Source organism: Pseudoalteromonas sp. S1727 (genome assembly GCF_005886375.1).
Taxonomy (GTDB): Bacteria; Pseudomonadota; Gammaproteobacteria; order Enterobacterales; family Alteromonadaceae; genus Pseudoalteromonas; species Pseudoalteromonas haloplanktis.
Window position 1 is genome coordinate 46,904 of record NZ_PNDT01000088.1, and the last position, 21,032, is coordinate 67,935.

Here is a 21,032-nt window from a genome sequence, read left to right on the forward strand (position 1 = left end):
TTAACACAATGAAAATACTGGTAATAGAAGATTCTGAACCACTTAGACGCAGCTTAGATGTTGGCCTCAATAATCTTGGTTTTACTGTTGATAGTACAGGGGATGGATCTCATGGCTTAAGCATGGCACTCAGCGGCGATTATGATCTCATTATTCTCGACCTAATGCTACCAAGTGTAGATGGCATGAGTATTCTTAAAGCACTACGCAGTACCTCTAGCCAAACCCGTGTACTTATTCTATCTGCCCGCTCAGAAGCGCAAGATAAAATAAACGGCTTGATGACTGGTGCAGATGATTATTTAACTAAACCTTTCTCATTTGAAGAGTTGCATGCCAGAGTGCTGGCACTTTCTCGTCGGGGTCAACTGCACAGCCAGCAAAATACCTTAAGTGTTGGTGATTGCGTGTTAGATTTAGGATTAAAAACTCTGCATTATCAAGGGCAACCTGTAAACCTAACCCGCAACGAGTATAAAATTATTGAATGCTTATTTGGCGCAAAAGGCCGCGTATTGGGGCTTGAAATGATCAGTGAAGCTGTTGTCGGCCAATTTGATATACTGTCAAAAAACGCCCTCGAAGCGCATATTTCTGCAATACGTAAAAAAGTCCGCCAGCTTGGCGGGGAACTCCCTATTAAGAACAAACGAGGGTTCGGCTATGTTGCCTCACAAGACTAAGCTTCATTCGATTAAACGAAAACTAGTAAATAATATTACCGCTGTGATCTCATTGATCTTAGTAACTATTTTTTTAACGGTCGATTTAAGCGTCGATTCTTGGGTCGAGAATCAATTCAATCAATCCTTGTCCAATAAAGCAAATTACTTAAAAACCTTAGTAAAAGATCATGCGGGCAAACTGGAGTTTGATTTTGCCGGTGAGTTTATGTCTGAATACGAGCAAGCTAATGCCAGCGAGTTTTATCAATTGTGGCACGAACAACACACCTTCGAAAAATCCGACTCGTTACAGATCTATCCAGGCGTCGACTTACCTAATATAGATATTCCGATTAATGAATTTAAAATTATTGATTACACTCTACCAAATGGTGAAGAAGGGCGAGCGATGATCAGTCACTTCATTGCTCAGCAAGAAGACGAAAGTGCACGTAATAGTGGTCATTTTAATACTATGGTATTAACAATTGCAGCACCAACTTCAGCATTAAATAAAGTGTTAATCATTATTGATGTCGTATTTTTGCTTACCTGTATTATTACAGTATTTGGCGTACGCTACTTAGTTACCCGCATCGTCAATCGTGGCCTCTATCCACTGAATAACTTAAACGAACAAATTAAACAACTCGATATCACTGGCGCCTCACAAACCATTAAAAGTGACTTTAAGGTAGAAGAGATAGAGCCTATTCGTAATGAGCTCAATAAATTCATCACCACCAATCAGCAGCTCTATCAAAATGAAAAACGCCTTACTAGTGACATTGCTCATGAGTTAAAAACCCCTATTGCAGAGCTAATTAGCCTCTCTGAAGTGGCATTGCGCTACCCCAACGATGAACGCATAACCAGCACCTACACCAGCGATATACTCGCCATTTCGCAGCGCATGAAAACCATAGTTAATAATCTTCTATTATTACAACGAGCTGGTAGCAGCGCCATTGAACTAAACCTTGAAAAGCTCAATTTAAGTGAATTTATAAATGACCTCAGTAACGAACTGCAGTTTAAGCACCCAGATATTGAACAACGATTACAACATGATATTGCCGTGGACCTGCTTGTTACAGTAGATAAGTTTTGTTTGCATACCATTTTGACTAACTTACTCGATAACGCACTATTTTATGGTGTACCTGGCCAAAGCGTTAATTTACGGGTTGAGCAGTTTGCAGACAAAACGACTATTACTCTCTGCAATCCCCTTACAGAACCATTAAGTGAACAACAACTAGAAGCGATTTTTGATCCGCTTTATCAACTAGATAGTTCACGAACGAACAACCAGCGTCACGGTTTAGGGTTATCGATAGTAAAAAGTTTATGCAACTTAAACCACTTTAGTATCAGCGCTAAAAATAAACCGGATACTCGCTTAGCACTAATTTTAACATTACCTAGATAGAATATTAGTTTATATTATCTCGGTAATTTATTAATAAGGACAATTATGAACCTCACCCAACGTATTAGCAGTTACTTTATTTTATCGCTTTTCCTGTGTATTAGTTTTGCCAGTCATAGTGAACCGGGCCTTTGGCAAATCGAGAAAAACGGTATTAACAGCTATTTATTTGGCACCGTGCATGTAGGCGATGCCAGCATGAAAGGTCTACCAGAGAAAGTCACTAAAGCCATTGATGCCAGTGATAAAGTAATTGTTGAAGTTGATATCAGTGCAATTAGCCCAATGGAAATGCAACGACGCTCTATGCCGTTTATGATGCTAAAAAATGGTAAGACCCTGCAAAGTGAGTTATCAGAGCAAAACTACGCTAAGTTAAAAGAATACTTCAGCAAAAAGTCGATAGATATTGCGATGTTTAATAATCTAGCCCCATGGGCGGTAATGGTAACCATGATGCAAATGGAATTCCAAAATGCTGGATTTTCTGATCAAACAGGTATCGATAAGCAAGTACTTGCTTACGCCAAAGATAAAAATATAGCAGTGGGCGAGTTAGAAACCCTTGAATATCAAATGGAAATGTTTAACCACATGTCATTGTTAAGCAATGAGATGATTGAAGAAACGTTTGAACAACTTGCCGACGTAGAAACCTATTTTATTACCTTAGTGGATGCGTGGAAAAACGGTGACATGGTCACGCTAACTAAGTATTACAATGAAAGTTTTGACGACAGTAACTATGGTGAGATCAGCGAACAAGTGATGCTGATTGAACGTAACAATAATTGGGTAACAGAACTCACGCCACGCATCGGTAAAGAAAAGTTATTTATCGCCGTAGGCGCCCTACACTTACCAGAGCAACACGGTTTATTAAAACAATTTAAAGACCAAGGTTTTACAGTAACTCGTCTTTAATGACTCACAAATAGACACTTCATCTGCTTGGCTAGCAATAGCCAAGCGGGCTAATTTATTGTCCTCCCTCATTTACTGCTCATTCCCTTTTTCTTTGTGCAAAAAAATTTAAGTAAGTTATTCACAAAAAGGTTAAGAGACGCTGCGCTTTAGAGGAATATAGAAGTAGCTGCTGCGCTAATATCGTAAGGACACTGAAATTATAAAAGTGGCCGCCTGCTTCCTTTAGAAGTCGATATCAGCTCCATCACCTTTACCGCCTAATAAGCCTCTCAATAACCCCCCTAGTATCCTAAGCAACCAGATTATAAGCTCAATAGGGAACTCAACTATAAGTTCAAGCTTGTCAATTATAGAGCTTTCTGAAACACGCTTACCGCGTTTTTTGCTTGGCCAAACAAGGTAAGTAAAAAGATAAAAGACAAACCCTGCAAACAAGTATGTCCAGTCAAAATGGACAATTAGCATCCCCATTATCAAAAAAGTGCCAGCGATAAATCCCAACGTCGCGACGGCTATCCTTATAGATTCCATAGTTAATTAACCTCCCTAGACTCTAAAATGAAATGACATCCAGTTGATTTTTTCATTTAAGATTATGACCAAAAAAGCTGACAAGTTTACACAATATACTTTTCAACAATACTTATTGACAGAAATAATTAGTCACAAAGAGCTTAAAAGGCGACAACTAGCTTGAAAAAAGCGGCAAGACAATAGCTGGCTGAACTGGCAAGGTAAGAGAAAAAAGCCAACTGCTTTTTTGCCCATTTAATTGCCTTGATATATTTTTTATACCATAATCCGGTATATATTGGTATTTAAAAAGTTTTACATTATGGCTAAGAATACAAGCGTAACATTAGGCGAACATTTCGATAAATTTATAAATCAGCAACTTAACTCAGGTCGTTATGGCTCAGCAAGTGAAGTAATACGTGCTGGTTTAAGAGCCCTAGAAGATCAGGAAATAAAGACAATGAATTTACGCAATATGCTAATTGACGGTGAAAACAGTGGCGTTGCAGATTACTCTTATGATTCTTTGATTTTAGAGCTGGACAAAGATAACCACTAATGTCGCAATTCGAATTATCAGGAAAAGCCAAAAGCGATTTAATAAAAATAGCCAAATATACTCAGTTAACTTGGGGTACAGCGCAAAGAAATGATTATTTAAAACTGTTAGATAGTACTTTCCAGCAATTAGCCGACGAACCTATGCTGGGAGTTCATTGCGATTACATAAGGGAAGGTTATCGAAAACGGCCGCAAGGTAGTCACGTAATTTATTATAAAGAACATAAAACAAGGCAAATTTTAATCGTGAGAATATTACACAAAAGTATGGATGTTAACCGCGCGATCTGAAAAATATAACGAACTTGTAAAATCACTTGTTTTTAATTTATTGTTATTGATGGTTCAAACATAGCCGAGTTGCTATTTTGCCCCCATCATTTACTGCTCATTCCCTTCTCTTTGTACAAAATGTGTTTAAGTGAATTACTCACAAAGAGGTTAGGCAACTAGATCCTGAGGTTGGCGTAGGTCGTGCTTTAGCGCGTCAATTACAATAACTAAAGCTGTCGCCATAAATGACGACCTACTATGTGCTAGGTTTGTCGTTGGGTTTCGTTGCACTCAACCCAACCTTGTATCTACGGTGATAAACTTAACGCCGAGCTGCTCTGGTTTTTCCTAGCGCCTAGTCTCTAGAACCTTTCTCTACCCCTAGCACCTTCTCTACCCGCTAAAATCTGCCATATCTAAGTAGTGTTCAATACCGGCTATTTTATCTTTGGCGTGGTGGTTTACATAAATTACTGTGCTACTGCCTGCGGCGCATATTTTTTCGATTAGCAGTAAAACACGCTGTCGATTGGCTTCATCAAGCCCTAAGCATGGCTCGTCTAAAATCAGTAATGTTGGGTGTTTTACCATAGCACGGGCAATTAACAACATGCGTTGATCGCCGTAAGACAGTTGAGTAAATGGGGTATTTTTAAATTCACTTAAGCCCAATAGCGCTAACCATTGCATGGCAAGGTCAAGCTGGCGTTGTGTTGGCTTTTGATACAGGCCTATACTGTCGTAAAAACCCGATATTATGGTGTTGAGTGCGCAGATACTAACGCGATAGTCCATGTGCAAGGCATTGGAAATATAGCCTATATATTGTTTGATTTGCCAAATGCTTTCGCCACTGCCACGCTGAAAACCAAATACCTTGATATCATTGTTGTAACACTGCGGATTATCGCCGGTGATTAAGTTAAGTAGGCAGGTTTTGCCGGAGCCATTTTTACCACTTAACTGCCAATGTTGCTGTGCTTTGATTGTCCAATTTAAATTGCTAAAAATAATCTGGCCACTATAACTGACGCTGGCATTTTGCAATCGTACTAATTCAGAATCATCAAACGCAGGGGCGCTGTGCTGCATATCTTTGTCAGGAATGGTTAAGTCTGTATGCGCTAAATGTAATAGTTTAAATAAGTCATCGCGCTGTTTTTCGTCAGGGTTTGCGAGCTGATACTGTAATTCACCGGCAATTACATAGCCATAATGACTAATAAATGCTGGGATTTCAGCTAAACGGTTAAGTACAAAGACCATGGTCATACTCTCGCTTAGCGCTGCCAATATGGTATTTAATCGCTCAGTACTTTCAACATCTAAGCCATCAAAGGGTTCATCAAGCACGATAAGTTCAGGGCGATTACTGAGTGCTTTGATCAACATCAGCTTGCGTGTTTCACCTGTGGAGAGTGCGCGTAAACGTTGCTTAAGTAATGGCTCAAAAGCAAACCCAGTAATTAACTGCTGACATAACTGCTCATCAAAGTTTGCACTTGCTTGTTGATAAATTAATTCTGACACTAATTTAGGATCAGTTTTACCATCGGTGATATCATCTTGGTCAACTAATAACTCGGCGGCAAGTAATTGCTTTTGCATGTCTGAAGAGACTATTTCCATACGCTCAAAATCACAACGTCGTGTACCACTGACAATATTAGCCTGATCGAGTAGGACTGCAGTAATGGCTGATTTACCAGCTCCGTTACCACCAAGTAGCACCCAATGCTGATGGCTATCAACCTGCCACGTTAAGTTACTTAGCGCGAAGCTCACGTGTTCATCGACGCCTAGATTAGCCGTTACATTATTAAGTTTAATTGACTTCACAGTACTTCCTATCAGCCCACCGTAGTTAATTACTTAGTTTGAAAGTACATGACTTTAATAAACATGGCTATAGAATAAAATTCACGCCGTTTAAACCTTTTTAAATTTGCTTACGTCTAATCTATAAAGCCAACAACAATGAGTAGCAATAATGAACATACTTAGCACCTTTAGCCTAGCCGCACTATTATTAACCAGCAGTGTTACAGCCCATGCCGAGCAAAAAATTGAACAGACGTTTGATGTCACGGCCAATCAAGCATTGGCAATCAACGTGCCGGTTGGCAGTTTAGAATTTAGCACTCACCAAGGTCATCACGTTACGGTGTCGATTGAACTCAAAGCAAAAAATGACAGCTGGTTTAGCGATGATGTGGCACTGGAAGATATCACTTTAAAGCATCAACAAAATAACGATACGCTGAGCCTGTCGATTGAAAATGACGAAGTACAACAAAACTGGCTGGTCAGCCTACCTACAAGCATGGCTATAGATATAGAGTTAGGCGTGGGCGATATTGAACTCACTGATTTTGCTAACACAGCTAACATCGATGTTGGTGTAGGGGCTGTAAGGATCAGCAGTGCATTAGATGATTACCAAACAATCACCCTTGATAGTGGCGTTGGCGATACCAAGGTATCAGGAATGAAAAATGATGCTAAGCATAGCCGCAAAATGGTGAGTTCAACCAGTAAATACCGTGGTGATGGCCAATACAGTATTAATGTTGTGGTTGGTGTGGGCGATATCAAAGTTCGCCACTAGCAGCAATCAGCCCTTATCAAAGACATGTATAAGGGCTTTTTCAATCTCACTCACTCCAAATGGTTTATACACATGAGCGTTCGCGCCTAAATCATACGTACGTTCTAAATCGCTGGCAGCAGTATTAGCTGTAACAACTATAATTGGGGTCATTGAATGAAGCTCTTGGCGAATTATATCAATTGCTTGAAAACCATCCATCACTGGCATATTTAAATCCATAAAAATCACATCAAAGCTATTCTCAGTGACTTTTTCTGTTGCAATTAGACCGTTTTCAGCCGTTATTACACTGTAGTTAAAGTTGCTTAAAATACGCGATAAAATCGTCGCATTTAGTAAATTATCTTCCACTACTAAACAATTTAACGATGCCGGTAATAACGCGGGCTCTGCTGTTGATTCTAATTCAGCCAGTGGCATGCGGATCTTAACTTTTGCGCCATGAGGCGATAGATCCTTAAATTCAATTCCCCCTTGCATAGCACTAATAATATGCTGAACGCGTACTAAACCTGTTTGTAAGCCTTGAAAGTTATTGTCGCTATCTGCGCTATCTACATTTAAATAAGGGTAATTTTGTGCAAACCCAGCTCCGCTATCCGTCACCGCAATGTGCAATTGACCGTCCCGATAGTTTACTGATATTGCAATTAAACCCTTGCTGGTATATTTAATCGCATTACTTAATAGTTCTGTGATCACTTGCTGTAAACGCTTATGATCTAGCATGACATTTTGATTTAAGTCGGCACTTAAGTTTACTTCAAGTTGTAGATTTTTAGTCTCACATGCATAGTTAAATGGAGTGATTACGGATTCAAGGCTCGTCAGTAAGTTTTGCATAACTGGCTTTAGTTGCCACTGGCCTGCATTAAATTGTTGTAATTCGTGCAGCTCATCCAACATAGTAACAATCCTACTAGCACAATACTTAGCTTGCTTTTGCACTTGTTGTTGGTTTGCTGGTAGCTGTAGTTGCTCAATCGAATTAACAAGCCCTTGTAATGGCGTCCTAAACTCATGACTTGCCCGTGCAATAAAACGTTCTTTGTAATGGCTGATCTGTTCTACTTGCGCTTTTTGTTGTTGATACTTATTGATCGTCGCTGCAACTAAGTGCTCCATTGGCCGAAAGATAAATTTCAACTCAATAAGTAATAAAGCCAATGTGGTAAACCAAAAGCTTAATTCTAGGTAGGATAATAGTTGTGACTTCTGTTGTGCGTGCTGCTCAAATAAAGTAACTGCTCCATCCAGATCTTTCAGCAATGCTTCGCTATCCGCTACATGAAATAACTGATCTACTGTTCTGGCATTACGATTATTTACTATTAATTGCGCTTTATCTAAATATGCTTGGGCGCTTTGCGCAAGGTTTACTGGTGGAGAAAAATAATAACTAACGAGCTCATCGTTTAAATACGTATAACCACCATTTGCTTGCTGTTGTACTAAAAGTGCATGGCCCGCAGTAAACTCTGCAATTGCTTGCTCTAAAACTGCAAGATGCAACGGCGTATCTAAGCCTGTTTCTGTTATTAGTGCATTACTATGCCACGCTATTTTTTGCGATAACATACGCTGCTTACCCACTACGTTAATAATATGCGCGTCGTCTTTTTGCACAAACAGCATATACTGAATTAACAGTGCGGTTGCAGTACTGAGGATGGCAATCGCTAATAATGCCCAACGGTAGCGAGAGCGAATATTAGCAATGATTTGAATCATAAGAGGCTCTTTTTCTGTTAAGTGTAACCCAAGCCTAATAATCTGACACTGTGCACTAATAGAATCAAGCCCATTTTAATCTGAGCTTGGTTCTACCAGCTTTATTTACTACCTATTTTCTAAACGATTATAATCAAATAAGCCGTATTCTACGCCACGGTATTGCTGAGCAACCCGGTGCAAAATATCGCTGTATTGCCAAAACTGCGGGTGGGTACGGCGAATAGCAAATTGGCTCTTCAGTGCCCTATAATCGGCCTCAACCTGCATCATTGGTAACTGCTCCGCAAAAGATGCAACCTGTTGCGGATTGTTCAAATACCAAATAGCTTCAGGGTAATCACCAATAAAACCTGGCACGATTGTGACTGTGTCCTCTGCGTAAGCTCGCTGCCCTTCTTCGTTTAATAAGCTCGAAATATTATAGTGAGCATTGTGGTGGATCAAGGTATACGCTTGATGCTCTTTATCACCATCTTTGACTAAAATATAAGAGATTTGTGGCAGTAGATTAACGGCCTTGGCGGGCATGTTATTTAACTGCTGTAACGGCTCTGGAACCTGTTTATAGTCATAGCGAGGGCTAAGCACTGGTTTTAAAGTTTGCTTAATTAACCCATACAACTCGTGTTGTTGATCTTGAGTTTGATACTCCACCCCAGTTGGTTGGCTAAAGCTCTCACCGCTTTTAAAAAATTCAGTAAGACTTGTTGGCGATTTACGATACCAGTTTGCTTTGAGCTGTTTACGCTGTTGTTGTGGTAGCAGAGCTAAAAAGTTTTGCTCGCCCTCAAGACGGAGGAAATCCATGTACAAACGCGTAATGAGCTGATGGCCTATATTGCCATACACATCAAACCCCGCCACCAGCAAATAGTGAATACGTTCGAATAATGCATAATCTAGTACCCACATGGTTTTCGGCTCTTGACCTATAAAGCCTTTAACTACAGTCGCACTATCGAAATGGCGAAATATAGTCAATGCGGCATTATCATTAACCCCTTCACCACGCCATAACACGTCGGTAGTAAGGTTTTCGCCATTTTTGAACATGCTATTTGCCAGTTTTACTTTTGCTTCAAGGTAAGCACTTTGTCGCTGTGAGTATTTTACCCAACTTGAAATTGGTAAAGCATTACTTTCTTCGGCGGCAGGTAGCGCCAGTGCATCTTCATGTTGCATTAGCATTTGCCCCACTTCTGGTGTTGCAGCCTTATCTGGATCTGCAAACGCCACCCAAAAATGGTCGTTAATAACATTTAAAGCAATTTGACCACGACATACTGGCCCCTTGATAAAGCCCATAATAATCAACTCAGCTTCATCAAGCATAAATTGATACTTAGATTTAGTAGGGATTGCCGCAAAGGATTTAAATGGATTCGATGCTACGTCAGCCGTATAACTCGGCATTTTTTCAACTTTGTAATCAGGTTCAATAAACTGATGATACAAACGTGCTAACTTTGTATCATCCAAGGCAAGTGGTAAGTGTGTTTTGGCCAAAATAGTTGATCTATCATGCATCAAACGGTAATACACTCGCTCTACCTTAGGATCATCGTATGGACGACGCGTATTGACCAATACAATATCTTGCCCTGGCGGGGTCGTTGAACGCACTAGTTTAAAGAAGCTTTTTTCGCCATCTTGTGCAAAGTAAATATGCGCCAAATACCAATGTTCAAAGATATAGCGCGCAGCTAACTGGTGCTTTAAACCATCTTGATTTAAAAAGCTTTCCCAACGCTGAGCCTGTGCAAGCACGGTTTTACTTGGCGGTTTAATATGCGCCATTTTACCACCGTTTTTAAGCCAATTCTCTAAGTGCTTAAATTCAGTTCGTGAAATACCCGGTAATCCGTAAGGCATCCCCGCATGCGGCTGGCTATCAGCCAAACGGTCAAACTCCCCTATCGAAGCGCAACTTTGGGAACGATCTAGTGAAAAATCAAACTCATCATCAAGCACACCTTCTTCCGGTAAAGGAGAACTCATTTTCAGCACAAGACTGTTATATAACACGCTGCCTGCAAGATTAGCTTGTTCTGATTGCTCTCGCTCATTGAGCACTGGGGCAAAACCTTTTTCTCGCCATTGACTGGTTTGTGTCGCATCAAACAGTAAGCGGCTCGGTGTTGACGCTAACAAACGGGTGCCGTCATACACAAGCTCTTTACTTAAGCCACGGTCGATCCCTTCTGGCGATGATAGTTTTAACTGACATGGCGCATCATAGCAACCGTGACACACCACACAACGGCTTTCAAGTACAGGTTGTACATGCTGTAAAAATTCAGCGCCACTGCCCGTGTTATGAGCAACAATACGTTGCTGCGTTTGCTCTGGGCCAAAAAGCTCATCGTAATGAGCTGCACCTAAATAAGCGCAGCCACTTAGCACAATAAACAACATGCTTAATAAAAAAGGCTTTTTCATCGCTTTATTCGTCCTCATCATCACCTAAATCAAAGGTCGGCATCATATCCATTTGCGGTGACACAAATGTGTGATCTGACTGAGTATCTAGCACTGCACTTAATAAAGGCCCGTGGCTTAAAGTCAACTGTGCATGATGTGCCTGTGAAACTAGCTCACTAAAAGCAGGGTTATGCGCTTCGACCAAGTAATCTGCAATAGTAATTGCAACGCTACTATCAGGCGTAGGGTTTTGACAAAGCTGAGTAAGTAAGTCGTCATCTAAAAGTACACTGATCAACAGATCTGGTGCCTCTAAATCTCGCTCATTTAAGGTTTCATCAAAAAGAAATAACGGTAAGGTTAAACTGCTATCTTGCTCTAATTCCATGTGCTGCTCTCTAAATACGACTGTTCTGGCTTTTAATAGAGCGATTATAGCAAATAATAGTATTAAAAATTAGCGAAAGATTTCAACAGTTAGTGGAGTTTTATAGCAATTCGCTTAATTAAGGAGTCAATTTTGAGGCAAGCAAACCTCGTCGATAACAAGGCAAAAATTTCGTTATTTAGTTGCTATAAATCAGAAATTTTTAACGCCGTTAGCGTCAGGTTTAATCCCTCAAAATGATTTTATTATTGCGAATTGGTATTACTCACCAACTGTTGAAATATAGAAGTGCTGTTTGGCAAATTTACCAAGGTAGGGTTTCACCATTTGAATGCCAAAAACCACCCGTATTACTCAAGCTTAGTTCATCTATGCGTTGTATTAAGCGCTGTGCTGATAATTCTGGCGAGATATCGCCTGCAAAATTAACCATTTGCGTTTGCACAAAACCTGGATGAAATAACCCAACAGCAATTTTTTTACTTTTTAATTCATGAGCTAAACTCACTGAGGCCGCATTCAGTGCAGCTTTTGACATGCGATAACCAATATAGCCTCCAGAGCCATTATCAGCAATTGACCCCATACGAGAGGTGATCATGGCGACTTTAGCATCAACACCTAAACTATGGATCAAAGCATGAGTCACGCGGATCGGTGCTACCGCATTGACTGCAATTTGTTGATTGAGCGTATCAAAATCCATTTCTGCCATACTTTCATTATGGAAAATACCAGCATTGTTAATGAGTAAGTCGATCTTATGACCATGCAATTGGCTTTCTAGGGTGTCAATATCAGCAGCGTTAGCAACATCGATATTGCTGATCACTGTAACGTCTAACTCTTTAAGTTCATCGCTTGGTGTACGTACCACAGCCGTAACTTGGTAGCCTTTTGCTAAATATTGCTGACATAAATTAAGGCCGATGCCACGATTTGCGCCAGTAATTACCACGTGCTTTGTCATCAATTTCTCCATATTGCTGTTAATTTAACCTGTTCTAATTACTTGGGGTAATTCCACAAAATACAAGAACTAAATATAAAACTGAAACTACAACTGCAAGCCTTTCGTTCTATGCTATGTTAAATACACCACCCTTTCATCACGCTCATTATGTATAAAGTTTTATTGATATTTTTTGTTAGCTTATTTACAACAGCCAGCGCTGCTAATAATTACACTATTAATGTGTCAGAAAGTGCGTCTTATCAGTTAGGTCAAGCTCAAATTGAAACGCTATTTAATAAAATTTATGCACCTTTAGATATAACGCCACACTACATTTTTTTACCAAGCAAGCGAGGGCTTGAGCAAGTAAATGCCGGATTATATGATGCCGAAGCTGGACGATTTACTATTATTGGCAATCAATATAAATCACTATTAATGATACCGACTCCTCTCGCTGAACTTAAAATTGTACTTTTTTGTATTGAAGAATCATTCTGCCAGCTAGATGTCAATCAAGGGTTTTTAACTATTTCGGGGACTTTATTTACCGAAGCACTGTGTGAATCCAAGTTATTAAGCTGTAATACCGTGATCAATGATAAATCAGCCTTTATCGCATTAAAAAAACAACGTGCTCATGCCATCATTGGTAATAGCTTATTTCCTAAAGGCACTTTATGTGAATCCGGGTTAGAGCAAGTCTATATCCGAGAAATTCTAGGGCAATCATTTCCTCTTCATCACTTTATTCACAAACGCCACCAAGCGCTTTTAGCACCACTTGAACAGTCAATTTCGAAGCTAAAAGCAAGTGGTGAAATTACTGTTATATTGAATGAGATTGCTAATGAGTTTACACACTGCAATGGCAAAATCATTGAGCTGCCACCAATACAGTTAAACAGCTCTATTGACGATGGGTTAATCTTGAATATCATGAATTGACGATGTCATGATCGAAAACACCGCACCTTGCGGATCGGTGATTACACTAAAACGCCCTACTTCAGGAATATCAGTTGGCGGTACACACACTTCACCACCAAGTTGCTGCGCGGTGGCAGCGTAATTATCACAATCATCTACCGCAAAATAAATCATCCAATGAGCAGGAATGTCAGCTGGCCACTCTTCTGTCATTTCTAGCATTCCAGCAACAGGTTGATCGGCGATGGTGAATAATGTGTAACTCATACCTTCCATTGGTTTTTCGACGCATTTCCAGCCCAATAATTGGCAATAAAAATCACGGCTTGCAGCGCTATTACGTGTTGCTAACTCATGCCAATACGGAGTGTTTAGCTCCCCTAAGCGCTTACAGCCTTTATGCTCATTAGCTTGCCATAGCGCAAACAGTGCGCCACCAGGCTCATTCAGTAACACCATGCGCCCAGCGTCCATCACATCATGCGGGCCAGCAATGATATCAGCACCTAATTTTGTGGCTTTGGCAGCTACTTCATCAATATTATCTACCGCAATATAAGCTAGCCAATGGCTCGGTGTGGCTGCGGTTTTTTGCTCTAATGACATTTGATACATAGCGGCTATATCATCGCCTTGCTTTTGTAACATAGTGTAATAAAGATCATCACCAATCGGTTGGTCATCTGCCGCCCAAGAAAATAACTCAGTATAAAAAGCTTTGCCATTTTTCCAATCAGTTGTACATAACTCAGACCAACAAAAAATCCCATGGGGATGATTTACTTTTGTTTCACTCATGCTTTATTCGCCTTAAAAAATACGTCTATTAAAATTAAAAGAGGAATGCCATTTTCGCCAATTTTATTTATGACATAGCCAGTACTAACACAGCTATTAATTTCATTAATAGCAATAGTTGCTGGTAATTCGAGCTGAATATATTGCTAATAGAGCTAAATAAATGTATAAATACGAACAATTTTTACTACCATAACAAATAGTGATTGTATTGTGTCCATGAAATATTACTTACCGTTTTTACTAACTCCTTTAGCTGCATTCGCTAATTCTCAAGCCGATATTGAACAGATCACAATATCAACCACTCGTAGTACAGCTCCTGTGAGCACTGTACCAGCGACAATTAACGTGATTAGCGCAGAAGACATTGCAAAGCAATTGGCTCACACCCAAGATCTATCGCAGATTCTGGGTAACTTATTACCGAGCTTTTCACCAAGTCGACAAAAAATGACCAGTGCAGGTGAAACACTGCGTGGTCGAGAACCACTTTATATGATCGATGGCGTGCCACAATCAAATCCATTACGTAATGGTTCTCGTGATGGCAATACCATTGATCCTGCCATGATCGAGCGCATTGAAGTGATCAGCGGTGCCAATGCGATTCAAGGTATGGGCGCAAGTGGCGGTATTATTAATATTATTACCAAAACACCGGGCGACAATAATCATCAAGTAACCGCTGGTTTTAGCGCGCCAACAACTGGCGGTAGTGATAGCCAAAGTTATAAAGCCAGCTATTTGTTCAGTCAGGAAAAAGATGATTTAAGTATCGTTGCAGGCGTATCAGCACGTAGTACAGGTATGTACCGTGATGGCAATGGCAATTTAGTCGGTCTCGATGGTACCCAAGGCGACACCCAAGATTCAACCAGTTTGGACCTATTCTTTAAAGCGAAATACCAATTAGATAGTGAGCAAAGCCTACAAGTGATGCTCAACCATTACAAAATTGAAGGTAATGGCGACTATATTGCAACCGATGGTGATGTAACAACTGGGATCCCAACGGGCGCAGAAAAAGGTGATGTTGAAGGTGCAACCCCTCGTAACAGAGTTACGACAGCCACGGTTGATTATGTGCACAACAACCTCGCTGGCGGCAGTTTGTCGCTTCAACTCTTTATGCAAGACTTTGCTGCTATGTATGGCGGTGGCAACTTTGCAACGTTTCAAGATCCCAACTATGGTGATGACATTTTTGATCAATCTCAAAACAAGTCACAAAAGTTCGGTAGCCGCCTAACTTATGCCAAAAATAACCTTGCTGGCAGCGACTTTGATTTAGTCACCGGACTTGACTTATTAAGCGATGAGACCTACCAAGAGCTTGCACAAACCGGCCGTAACTGGGTTCCAGAAACAAAATTTAATAATGCTGCTCCTTTTGCACAATTACGTTTTGATGGCCTTGAAGATTGGACCTTCAACGTGGGCGCTCGCTACGAATACGGTAAGCTAAAAGTTGATGATTTCACTACCCTTGCCTCTTACGGCAGTACCTTTGTTGAAGGTGGCGAGCCAAGCTTTAACGAATTACTCGGTAATGTGGGTGTCGTATATCAAATGACGGATGATCTACGCTTTTACGCCAGCTACAGCGAAGGCTTTAGTATGGCTGATGTGGGTCGAGTACTACGTGGTATTAATCAGCCTGGGCTATCTGTTGAAAGCTTTTTAAACTTAGAACCGGTGATCTCTGACAATCGTGAAGTAGGCCTTGAATATAACAATGACTTGTTTAGCTTTAAAGCCAGCTATTTTGAATCAGACTCTGATTTAGGCTCTCGTTTACAAGCAGATGCCGATGGTATTTACAGTGTACAACGTGAACGTACCGAAATATCGGGTATAGAAGCAAACTTACAATACTTCTTCAATGACGATACGACCTTTGGTGCTAATTATGCAGATACCGAAGGGCAATATGATGGTGATGGTGACAATGTTGTAGAAAGTGACTTAGGCGGCAGTAATATTTCACCAACGCGTCTGAATGTATTTTGGCAGCAACAGTGGACAAATAGTATCAACAGTCGTCTACAAGCTAACAAATTATTTGACCGTGATTATAACACCGGTGGTGAGTTTGAAGGTTATACCACTGTTGATTTATCAGTGAACTATCAAACTCAGCAATACGGCGCATTTAGCTTAGGTATTGATAATTTAACCGATGAGTTTTATATCACTTATTACGGCCAAACTAACCCTGCTGCGACCCGTTACTTTGCGGGTACTGGCCGAGTGGCCAGTGTAAATTGGAGCTTTGGTTTCTAACTGTAAATGAGTTATTGATTAGTAAGAGCGCTTCGGCGCTCTTTTTAATGACTATGCCCACCACTCAGTGCTTTACCGTTAGCATCATAAAAACCTGACGCACCATGCTCAATAAAACCTAGGTTAATCATTTTAGCTAAGAATGGGTCGCTCTCATTATCACCAATATCGGCGTAATCAGTCGTTTGGTAACTATCCCAATTGGCAAACTGTTGTAACACGTCAGCTTTATCAAAACGTACCGACACTAAGCTTAATGTTTGCGTTAACTGTGGCTTGCTAATACGCATTGAACTTATCAGCTTTTTATTTACCAACCATGCCAGTTCAATCTTAGTATCACCTTGTACTAACTGATAATTTTGCAGACGCTCACACCCTTCACCTTGCTCATTGGTTAGCGTCATTTTGGCAATAAAGTTATCACTCACTAATTGATACTTAGTACTCCAATCTTGCTGGCCGTGCACCTCTGTTGGCTGATATTCAATACCACGCTGTTGTGCTTGGAAATATCGAATAGGCCTGATCTGTTGATTACGTAACTGCTGCCATACTTCAACTAATTCATGGCCTTGCTCGGCAACTTGATGCGGCGTTCGCCACAATGTAAATTGTTGATCCTTTGTAAGCGCATTGGTTGTCGTCTGCTGATTGCTAACCTGATAGTGTGCTTGTACATATTGGCTATCAAGGTCGCATTGTGCGGCACTGGCCAATGGAGTTATGAATGCTAACGATGCGATGAGTTTTTTCACTGATTTCTCTTTTTTATCTAATACTGAGGAGCACTGTAAAGTGTTTATTTGGCAAATTAATGACAAAGAGCAACTCATCTACGAGTTGCTCTTATAATCTAACAGTGTTGTGCTCTTAGTTAGCCGCTGTCATTTAATTAGCCACTTTGTCATCAGCTTGTTGCACTAAATCAGCAGCGTAATCCATAACATGAAAAATAAAGCTTTGTTCATTAGTACCAGTAACAAGGTGGGCACCTGGGCCGCGAGCATAAACCCCTACATCTTCACCTGCATGGGTTTCAGATGAAAGCGGGACTAACGCTTCTTGGTGGAAGCCTGGGCTTTGTGTATTAATATCAGTTAAATCAACACGACCCGTAACAGGAGCAAAGTTATAGCCTGCATCTGCATCGGTTTCCTCACCTAAATCTCTAAATCCACCCCCATTGGTATAACCAACTGTGGTGTACGGCATGTTGTCTGCCGCAAGGCTTGGCTCAGTTTCACCCACAGCAACTACTTTACCTAAAATTGGATTACCACGTTTAGGGTAACCTGCAATGGTAAATACATGGCTGTGATCAGCTGTAACAATAATTAATGTATCTTCAATACTGGTTTTATCAAGTGCAACTTGCACCGCTTTTGACAACTCAATTGTATCGTTTAACGCATTGTAAGCATTACCCGCATGGTGAGCATGGTCAATTCGCCCTGCTTCTACAGTTAAGAAAAAGCCTTTGTCGTTATTATCTAATACGTCTAATGCTTTTGCTGTCATTTCTGATAAAGAAGGCTCTCCGGCAATATCGTTACTGCGGTCTGCTTCATATTGCATGTGGGATTCATTAAATAAACCAAACACTTGCTTAGTATTTACCACATCAATCGCGTCAAAGCTCGCTTGGTCCATTACGTATTGACCATTTGGATATTTAGCCTGCCACTCTGCCGTTAAATCTCGCCCATCAGTACGATCACCTTCTACTGAGCTTACTGCATCGGCTGAATTAAATGACGCATCTTTAGGTAAGAAGTGACGACGACCGCCGCCCATTACCACTTCGATACCATCAACGTCGACACCAGCAAAACGTGTTTCCAAATTCTTTTCAAAATTAACCAGTTGCGAAGCGATATCTTCACAATTTGCAGCCTCAGACTCAGGCATATCGGAGATATCTTCCCAATTACGGTTAGCCGCTTTAGCATAAGCTGCAGCTGGTGTGGCATGAGTAATACGCGCAGTTGAAATAATACCGGTTGATTTACCCGCAATTTCAGCCAGCTCTAATGAAGTAATAAGTTCATGACCTTTACCTGACAAACAATTGCCGTTAACCACTGCTTCATCAATACCAACAACACCGACATCTGTTTTTACACCCGAAACCATTGCTGTCATAGTACCCGCAGAGTCAGGTGTTTGTGCGTCTACATTGTAAGTTTTAGCAAAACCTGAAAATGGGAGTGTTTCAAAACTTAGCTGGTGTTCTTCACCCATTTTTCCTTGTAACTGACCCGCTAAAATACGCGCTGCGGTGACTGTCGAAATACCCATGCCATCACCAACAAACAGAATCACATTCTTCGCTTTACCTGATTCTGTAATAATATTAGCTATATTATCTTGGCTAGTAGCGAGTTTAGTTTTGGCTTCTTTAAACCAAGTATTTGTTGTAAGCGGCGCTAGCTGCTGTGCATTTAATGACGTTGCAGGGTCATTACATACAACAGATGTCGCAGTGACTTCATCCGCATCAAGTTCACCATTTTGATTGGTGTCTTCACCCGTTAAGGTTTCAATGCCACCATTGATACATTGCTCAGAGCCCACAGTAATTGCGTTTTCCACAGTCAGTGAATCAATTTTATCATCGTCATCAGAACAACCTGCTAATGCAACAACCACGGCAAGAGATATTAAATTTAATTTTTTCATTGTCATCACCATTATTCTTCTATTAGTTCGAGCGCTTGATTGATTATGTGGAAAATTACATTTTGCTCCACCACACCTTGTGCTAACTGCGCGCCTGGTCCCATTGCGTGTAATGAAATATCTTCACCAGCATGGGTTTCTGAGCCCATTGGCACTGTGGCCTCTTGATGAAAACCAGCAGCTAAAGTATCTACACCACTCAAATCTACACGCCCTGCAACGGCCGCTTCTGAATACGACGCATCGGCATCAGTTTCATCACCTAAATCTCTAAAGCCTAAACCATTTGCGTAACCAACTGTGGTATATGGCATGCCATCAGCTGCAAGCGTTGCCGTGTCGCTACCAACAGCAACTACTTGCCCTAGAATTGGATTACCACGCTTTGGATAACCGGCAATAGTGAATACATGACTATGATCCGCAGTCACTAAGATAAGTGTTTCACTTGGATCGGTATTTTCTACAGCAGCTTTAACCGCATTGGCCAACTCAATAGTGTCATTTAATGCGTTATAAGCATTGCCCGCATGGTGAGCGTGATCGATACGACCTGATTCAACCGTTAAGAAGAAGCCTTTTTCATTATTTTTCAGGATATCTATGGCTTTAGTCGTCATCTCGGTCAGTGAAGGCTCGCCAGCAATATCATTGCTGCGGTCTGCTTCATATTGCATGTGAGATTCATTAAATAATGCCAACGCACGCGTTGTATCTGTGCTTAAGCTGTCAAAACCAGCCTGATCAACCACATATTTACCTTCAGGATATTGCTGTTGCCACTGCGCCGTTAAGTCACGCTCATCAGTGCGGTCACCTTCGACCTCACTCATCGCATCGACAGAATTAAACGCCGCATCTTTTGGTAAGAAATGACGACGACCACCACCCATTACAACTTCAAGACCATCAACATCAACACCAACAAAACGCGCTTCTAAATTCTTCTCAAAATTAACTAACTGTGAGGCGATATCTTCACACCCTGCAGCAACCGCATCTGCTGGCATATCTGAGATATCTTCCCAGTTACGATCGGCTGACTTTGCATAGGTTGCAGCCGGTGTCGCATGGGTGATACGTGCAGTAGAAACGATTCCAGTAGCTAAGCCTTTTATTTCAGCAAGTTCAGTAGCCGTAATTAATTCATTACCTGCTACCGTTGCACAGTTACCGCGCTCTATATTTTCGTTTACACCAATAACACCCACATCCGTTTTAACACCAGAAATAATAGCCGTCATGGTGCCTGCTGAATCTGGCGTTTGCGCATCTACGTTATAGGTTTTTACTTGCGCAGAATATGGAAACTCTTCAAAACTCAAAAAGCCTTCTTCACCTAAAGCGCCTTGTTGTTGACCCGCAAGAATACGCGCCGCGGTGAGCGTTGATACACCCATACCATCGCCCACGAATAGAATTACGTTTTTTGCTTTTGTAGCGGGTGCGGTAGTAGCCATTGCCTGCTTAGCCGTTATTTTGCTTTGTGCAGCGCTATACCAATCATTTTTTGTTTGATTATCTGGTAATACACCGGCATTTGCCGTCGCAGACAATGCCAGTGTAAATCCAATTGCAGTCGCAATTTTATTAATTTTCATTTTTAAATTCCGTTAGTACGTTATGAACAAGAAAGTTAGTAATAATCAGAGCAATCATACTAGGCAGAATTTGTGACTGAAAAAGTGACTTTAGATTACATAAAAATGAAAGGTTTGATTGAATTTAATTTGTTATATCATAACGTTACGATGGGTAAGCTATCAGCTATCAGCTATCAGCTATCAGCTATAAACTTTAAAATATAAAAAAAAAAAAAAAATAAATCAAAGAATAAAAATAAAAGAAAAAAT

18 protein-coding genes are annotated in these 21,032 nt (G+C 40.7%); 8 read left to right on the plus strand and 10 right to left on the minus strand.

All coding sequences use genetic code 11. The features are described from left to right. The first annotated feature begins 8 nt into the window (after window positions 1–8). The 3 genes from CWB85_RS17425 to CWB85_RS17435 are packed head-to-tail and all read left to right on the plus strand — an operon-like array spanning window position 9 to window position 3,021. Window positions 9–683, plus strand: coding sequence for a response regulator transcription factor (locus CWB85_RS17425; RefSeq protein ID WP_016709591.1), 675 nt, complete (start codon window positions 9–11; stop codon window positions 681–683). After that, entirely contained in the window at window positions 664–2,097 is a 1,434-nt protein-coding gene (locus CWB85_RS17430) for a sensor histidine kinase (RefSeq protein WP_138555560.1), read from the plus strand. Before CWB85_RS17425 ends, CWB85_RS17430 begins: the two co-directional genes overlap by 20 nt. Before the next feature lie 45 nt (window positions 2,098–2,142). Further along, a complete protein-coding gene (locus CWB85_RS17435) occupies window positions 2,143–3,021 on the plus strand; it encodes a TraB/GumN family protein (RefSeq protein ID WP_138555561.1) in 879 nt (292 codons plus the stop codon). Window positions 3,022–3,246: 225 nt separating this feature from the next. Here the strand turns inward: CWB85_RS17435 and CWB85_RS17440 are convergent, their stop codons facing one another. Further along, a complete protein-coding gene (locus CWB85_RS17440) occupies window positions 3,247–3,555 on the minus strand; it encodes a hypothetical protein (RefSeq protein ID WP_138555562.1) in 309 nt (102 codons plus the stop codon). 304 nt (window positions 3,556–3,859) lie between these two features. Here CWB85_RS17440 and CWB85_RS17445 point away from each other — a divergent pair, with 304 nt between their 5' ends. Then, window positions 3,860–4,099, plus strand: a complete 240-nt coding sequence (locus tag CWB85_RS17445; RefSeq protein ID WP_138555563.1) for a type II toxin-antitoxin system ParD family antitoxin — start codon at window positions 3,860–3,862, stop codon at window positions 4,097–4,099. Then, window positions 4,099–4,392, plus strand: coding sequence for a type II toxin-antitoxin system RelE/ParE family toxin (locus CWB85_RS17450; RefSeq protein ID WP_138555564.1), 294 nt, complete (start codon window positions 4,099–4,101; stop codon window positions 4,390–4,392). The genes CWB85_RS17445 and CWB85_RS17450 overlap by 1 nt, the downstream gene beginning before the upstream one ends. Before the next feature lie 375 nt (window positions 4,393–4,767). Here the strand turns inward: CWB85_RS17450 and CWB85_RS17455 are convergent, their stop codons facing one another. Next, entirely contained in the window at window positions 4,768–6,213 is a 1,446-nt protein-coding gene (locus CWB85_RS17455) for an ATP-binding cassette domain-containing protein (protein WP_138555565.1), read from the minus strand. A 151-nt stretch (window positions 6,214–6,364) separates the two neighbouring features. Between CWB85_RS17455 and CWB85_RS17460 the strand changes: the two genes are divergently transcribed. Further along, the gene (locus tag CWB85_RS17460; protein WP_138555566.1) at window positions 6,365–6,982 is read left to right on the plus strand and encodes a toast rack family protein; all 618 of its coding nucleotides are present in this window, start codon (window positions 6,365–6,367) and stop codon (window positions 6,980–6,982) included. Window positions 6,983–6,988: 6 nt separating this feature from the next. On the opposite strand, the gene CWB85_RS17465 is transcribed toward CWB85_RS17460, so the two are convergent. The 4 genes from CWB85_RS17465 to CWB85_RS17480 form a co-directional block, all read right to left on the minus strand. Beyond that, window positions 6,989–8,716 carry a response regulator gene (locus CWB85_RS17465; RefSeq protein ID WP_138555567.1) on the minus strand — a complete coding sequence of 576 codons (1,728 nt, stop codon included), beginning with the start codon at window positions 8,714–8,716 and terminating at the stop codon, window positions 6,989–6,991. A 108-nt stretch (window positions 8,717–8,824) separates the two neighbouring features. After that, entirely contained in the window at window positions 8,825–11,158 is a 2,334-nt protein-coding gene (locus CWB85_RS17470) for a fatty acid cis/trans isomerase (RefSeq protein WP_138555568.1), read from the minus strand. Window positions 11,159–11,162: 4 nt separating this feature from the next. Further along, window positions 11,163–11,528 carry a hypothetical protein gene (locus tag CWB85_RS17475; protein ID WP_138555569.1) on the minus strand — a complete coding sequence of 122 codons (366 nt, stop codon included), beginning with the start codon at window positions 11,526–11,528 and terminating at the stop codon, window positions 11,163–11,165. A 304-nt stretch (window positions 11,529–11,832) separates the two neighbouring features. After that, the gene (locus CWB85_RS17480; RefSeq protein WP_016709603.1) at window positions 11,833–12,498 is read right to left on the minus strand and encodes an SDR family oxidoreductase; all 666 of its coding nucleotides are present in this window, start codon (window positions 12,496–12,498) and stop codon (window positions 11,833–11,835) included. A 150-nt stretch (window positions 12,499–12,648) separates the two neighbouring features. Here CWB85_RS17480 and CWB85_RS17485 point away from each other — a divergent pair, with 150 nt between their 5' ends. After that, window positions 12,649–13,431: a transporter substrate-binding domain-containing protein gene (locus CWB85_RS17485; protein WP_016709604.1), complete on the plus strand. Its 783-nt coding sequence runs from the start codon at window positions 12,649–12,651 to the stop codon at window positions 13,429–13,431. Here CWB85_RS17485 and CWB85_RS17490 read toward each other — a convergent pair. Further along, window positions 13,408–14,211 carry a VOC family protein gene (locus CWB85_RS17490; protein ID WP_138555570.1) on the minus strand — a complete coding sequence of 268 codons (804 nt, stop codon included), beginning with the start codon at window positions 14,209–14,211 and terminating at the stop codon, window positions 13,408–13,410. The two genes, CWB85_RS17485 and CWB85_RS17490, sit on opposite strands and share 24 nt — an antisense overlap. Window positions 14,212–14,430: 219 nt before the next feature. On the opposite strand from CWB85_RS17490, the gene CWB85_RS17495 reads away from it, so the two are divergent. After that, a complete protein-coding gene (locus CWB85_RS17495; protein ID WP_138555571.1) occupies window positions 14,431–16,497 on the plus strand; it encodes a TonB-dependent receptor in 2,067 nt (688 codons plus the stop codon). 44 nt (window positions 16,498–16,541) lie between these two features. Here the strand turns inward: CWB85_RS17495 and CWB85_RS17500 are convergent, their stop codons facing one another. From CWB85_RS17500 to CWB85_RS17510, 3 genes are all read right to left on the minus strand, one after another. Next, window positions 16,542–17,255, minus strand: coding sequence for a hypothetical protein (locus CWB85_RS17500; RefSeq protein WP_171039032.1), 714 nt, complete (start codon window positions 17,253–17,255; stop codon window positions 16,542–16,544). Window positions 17,256–17,388: 133 nt separating this feature from the next. Continuing rightward, on the minus strand, window positions 17,389–19,179 hold the full coding sequence (locus tag CWB85_RS17505; RefSeq protein WP_138555573.1) for an alkaline phosphatase: 1,791 nt from the start codon (window positions 19,177–19,179) through the stop codon (window positions 17,389–17,391). An 11-nt stretch (window positions 19,180–19,190) separates the two neighbouring features. Continuing rightward, window positions 19,191–20,780: an alkaline phosphatase gene (locus CWB85_RS17510; protein ID WP_138555574.1), complete on the minus strand. Its 1,590-nt coding sequence runs from the start codon at window positions 20,778–20,780 to the stop codon at window positions 19,191–19,193. Between the last annotated feature and the right edge of the window lie 252 nt (window positions 20,781–21,032).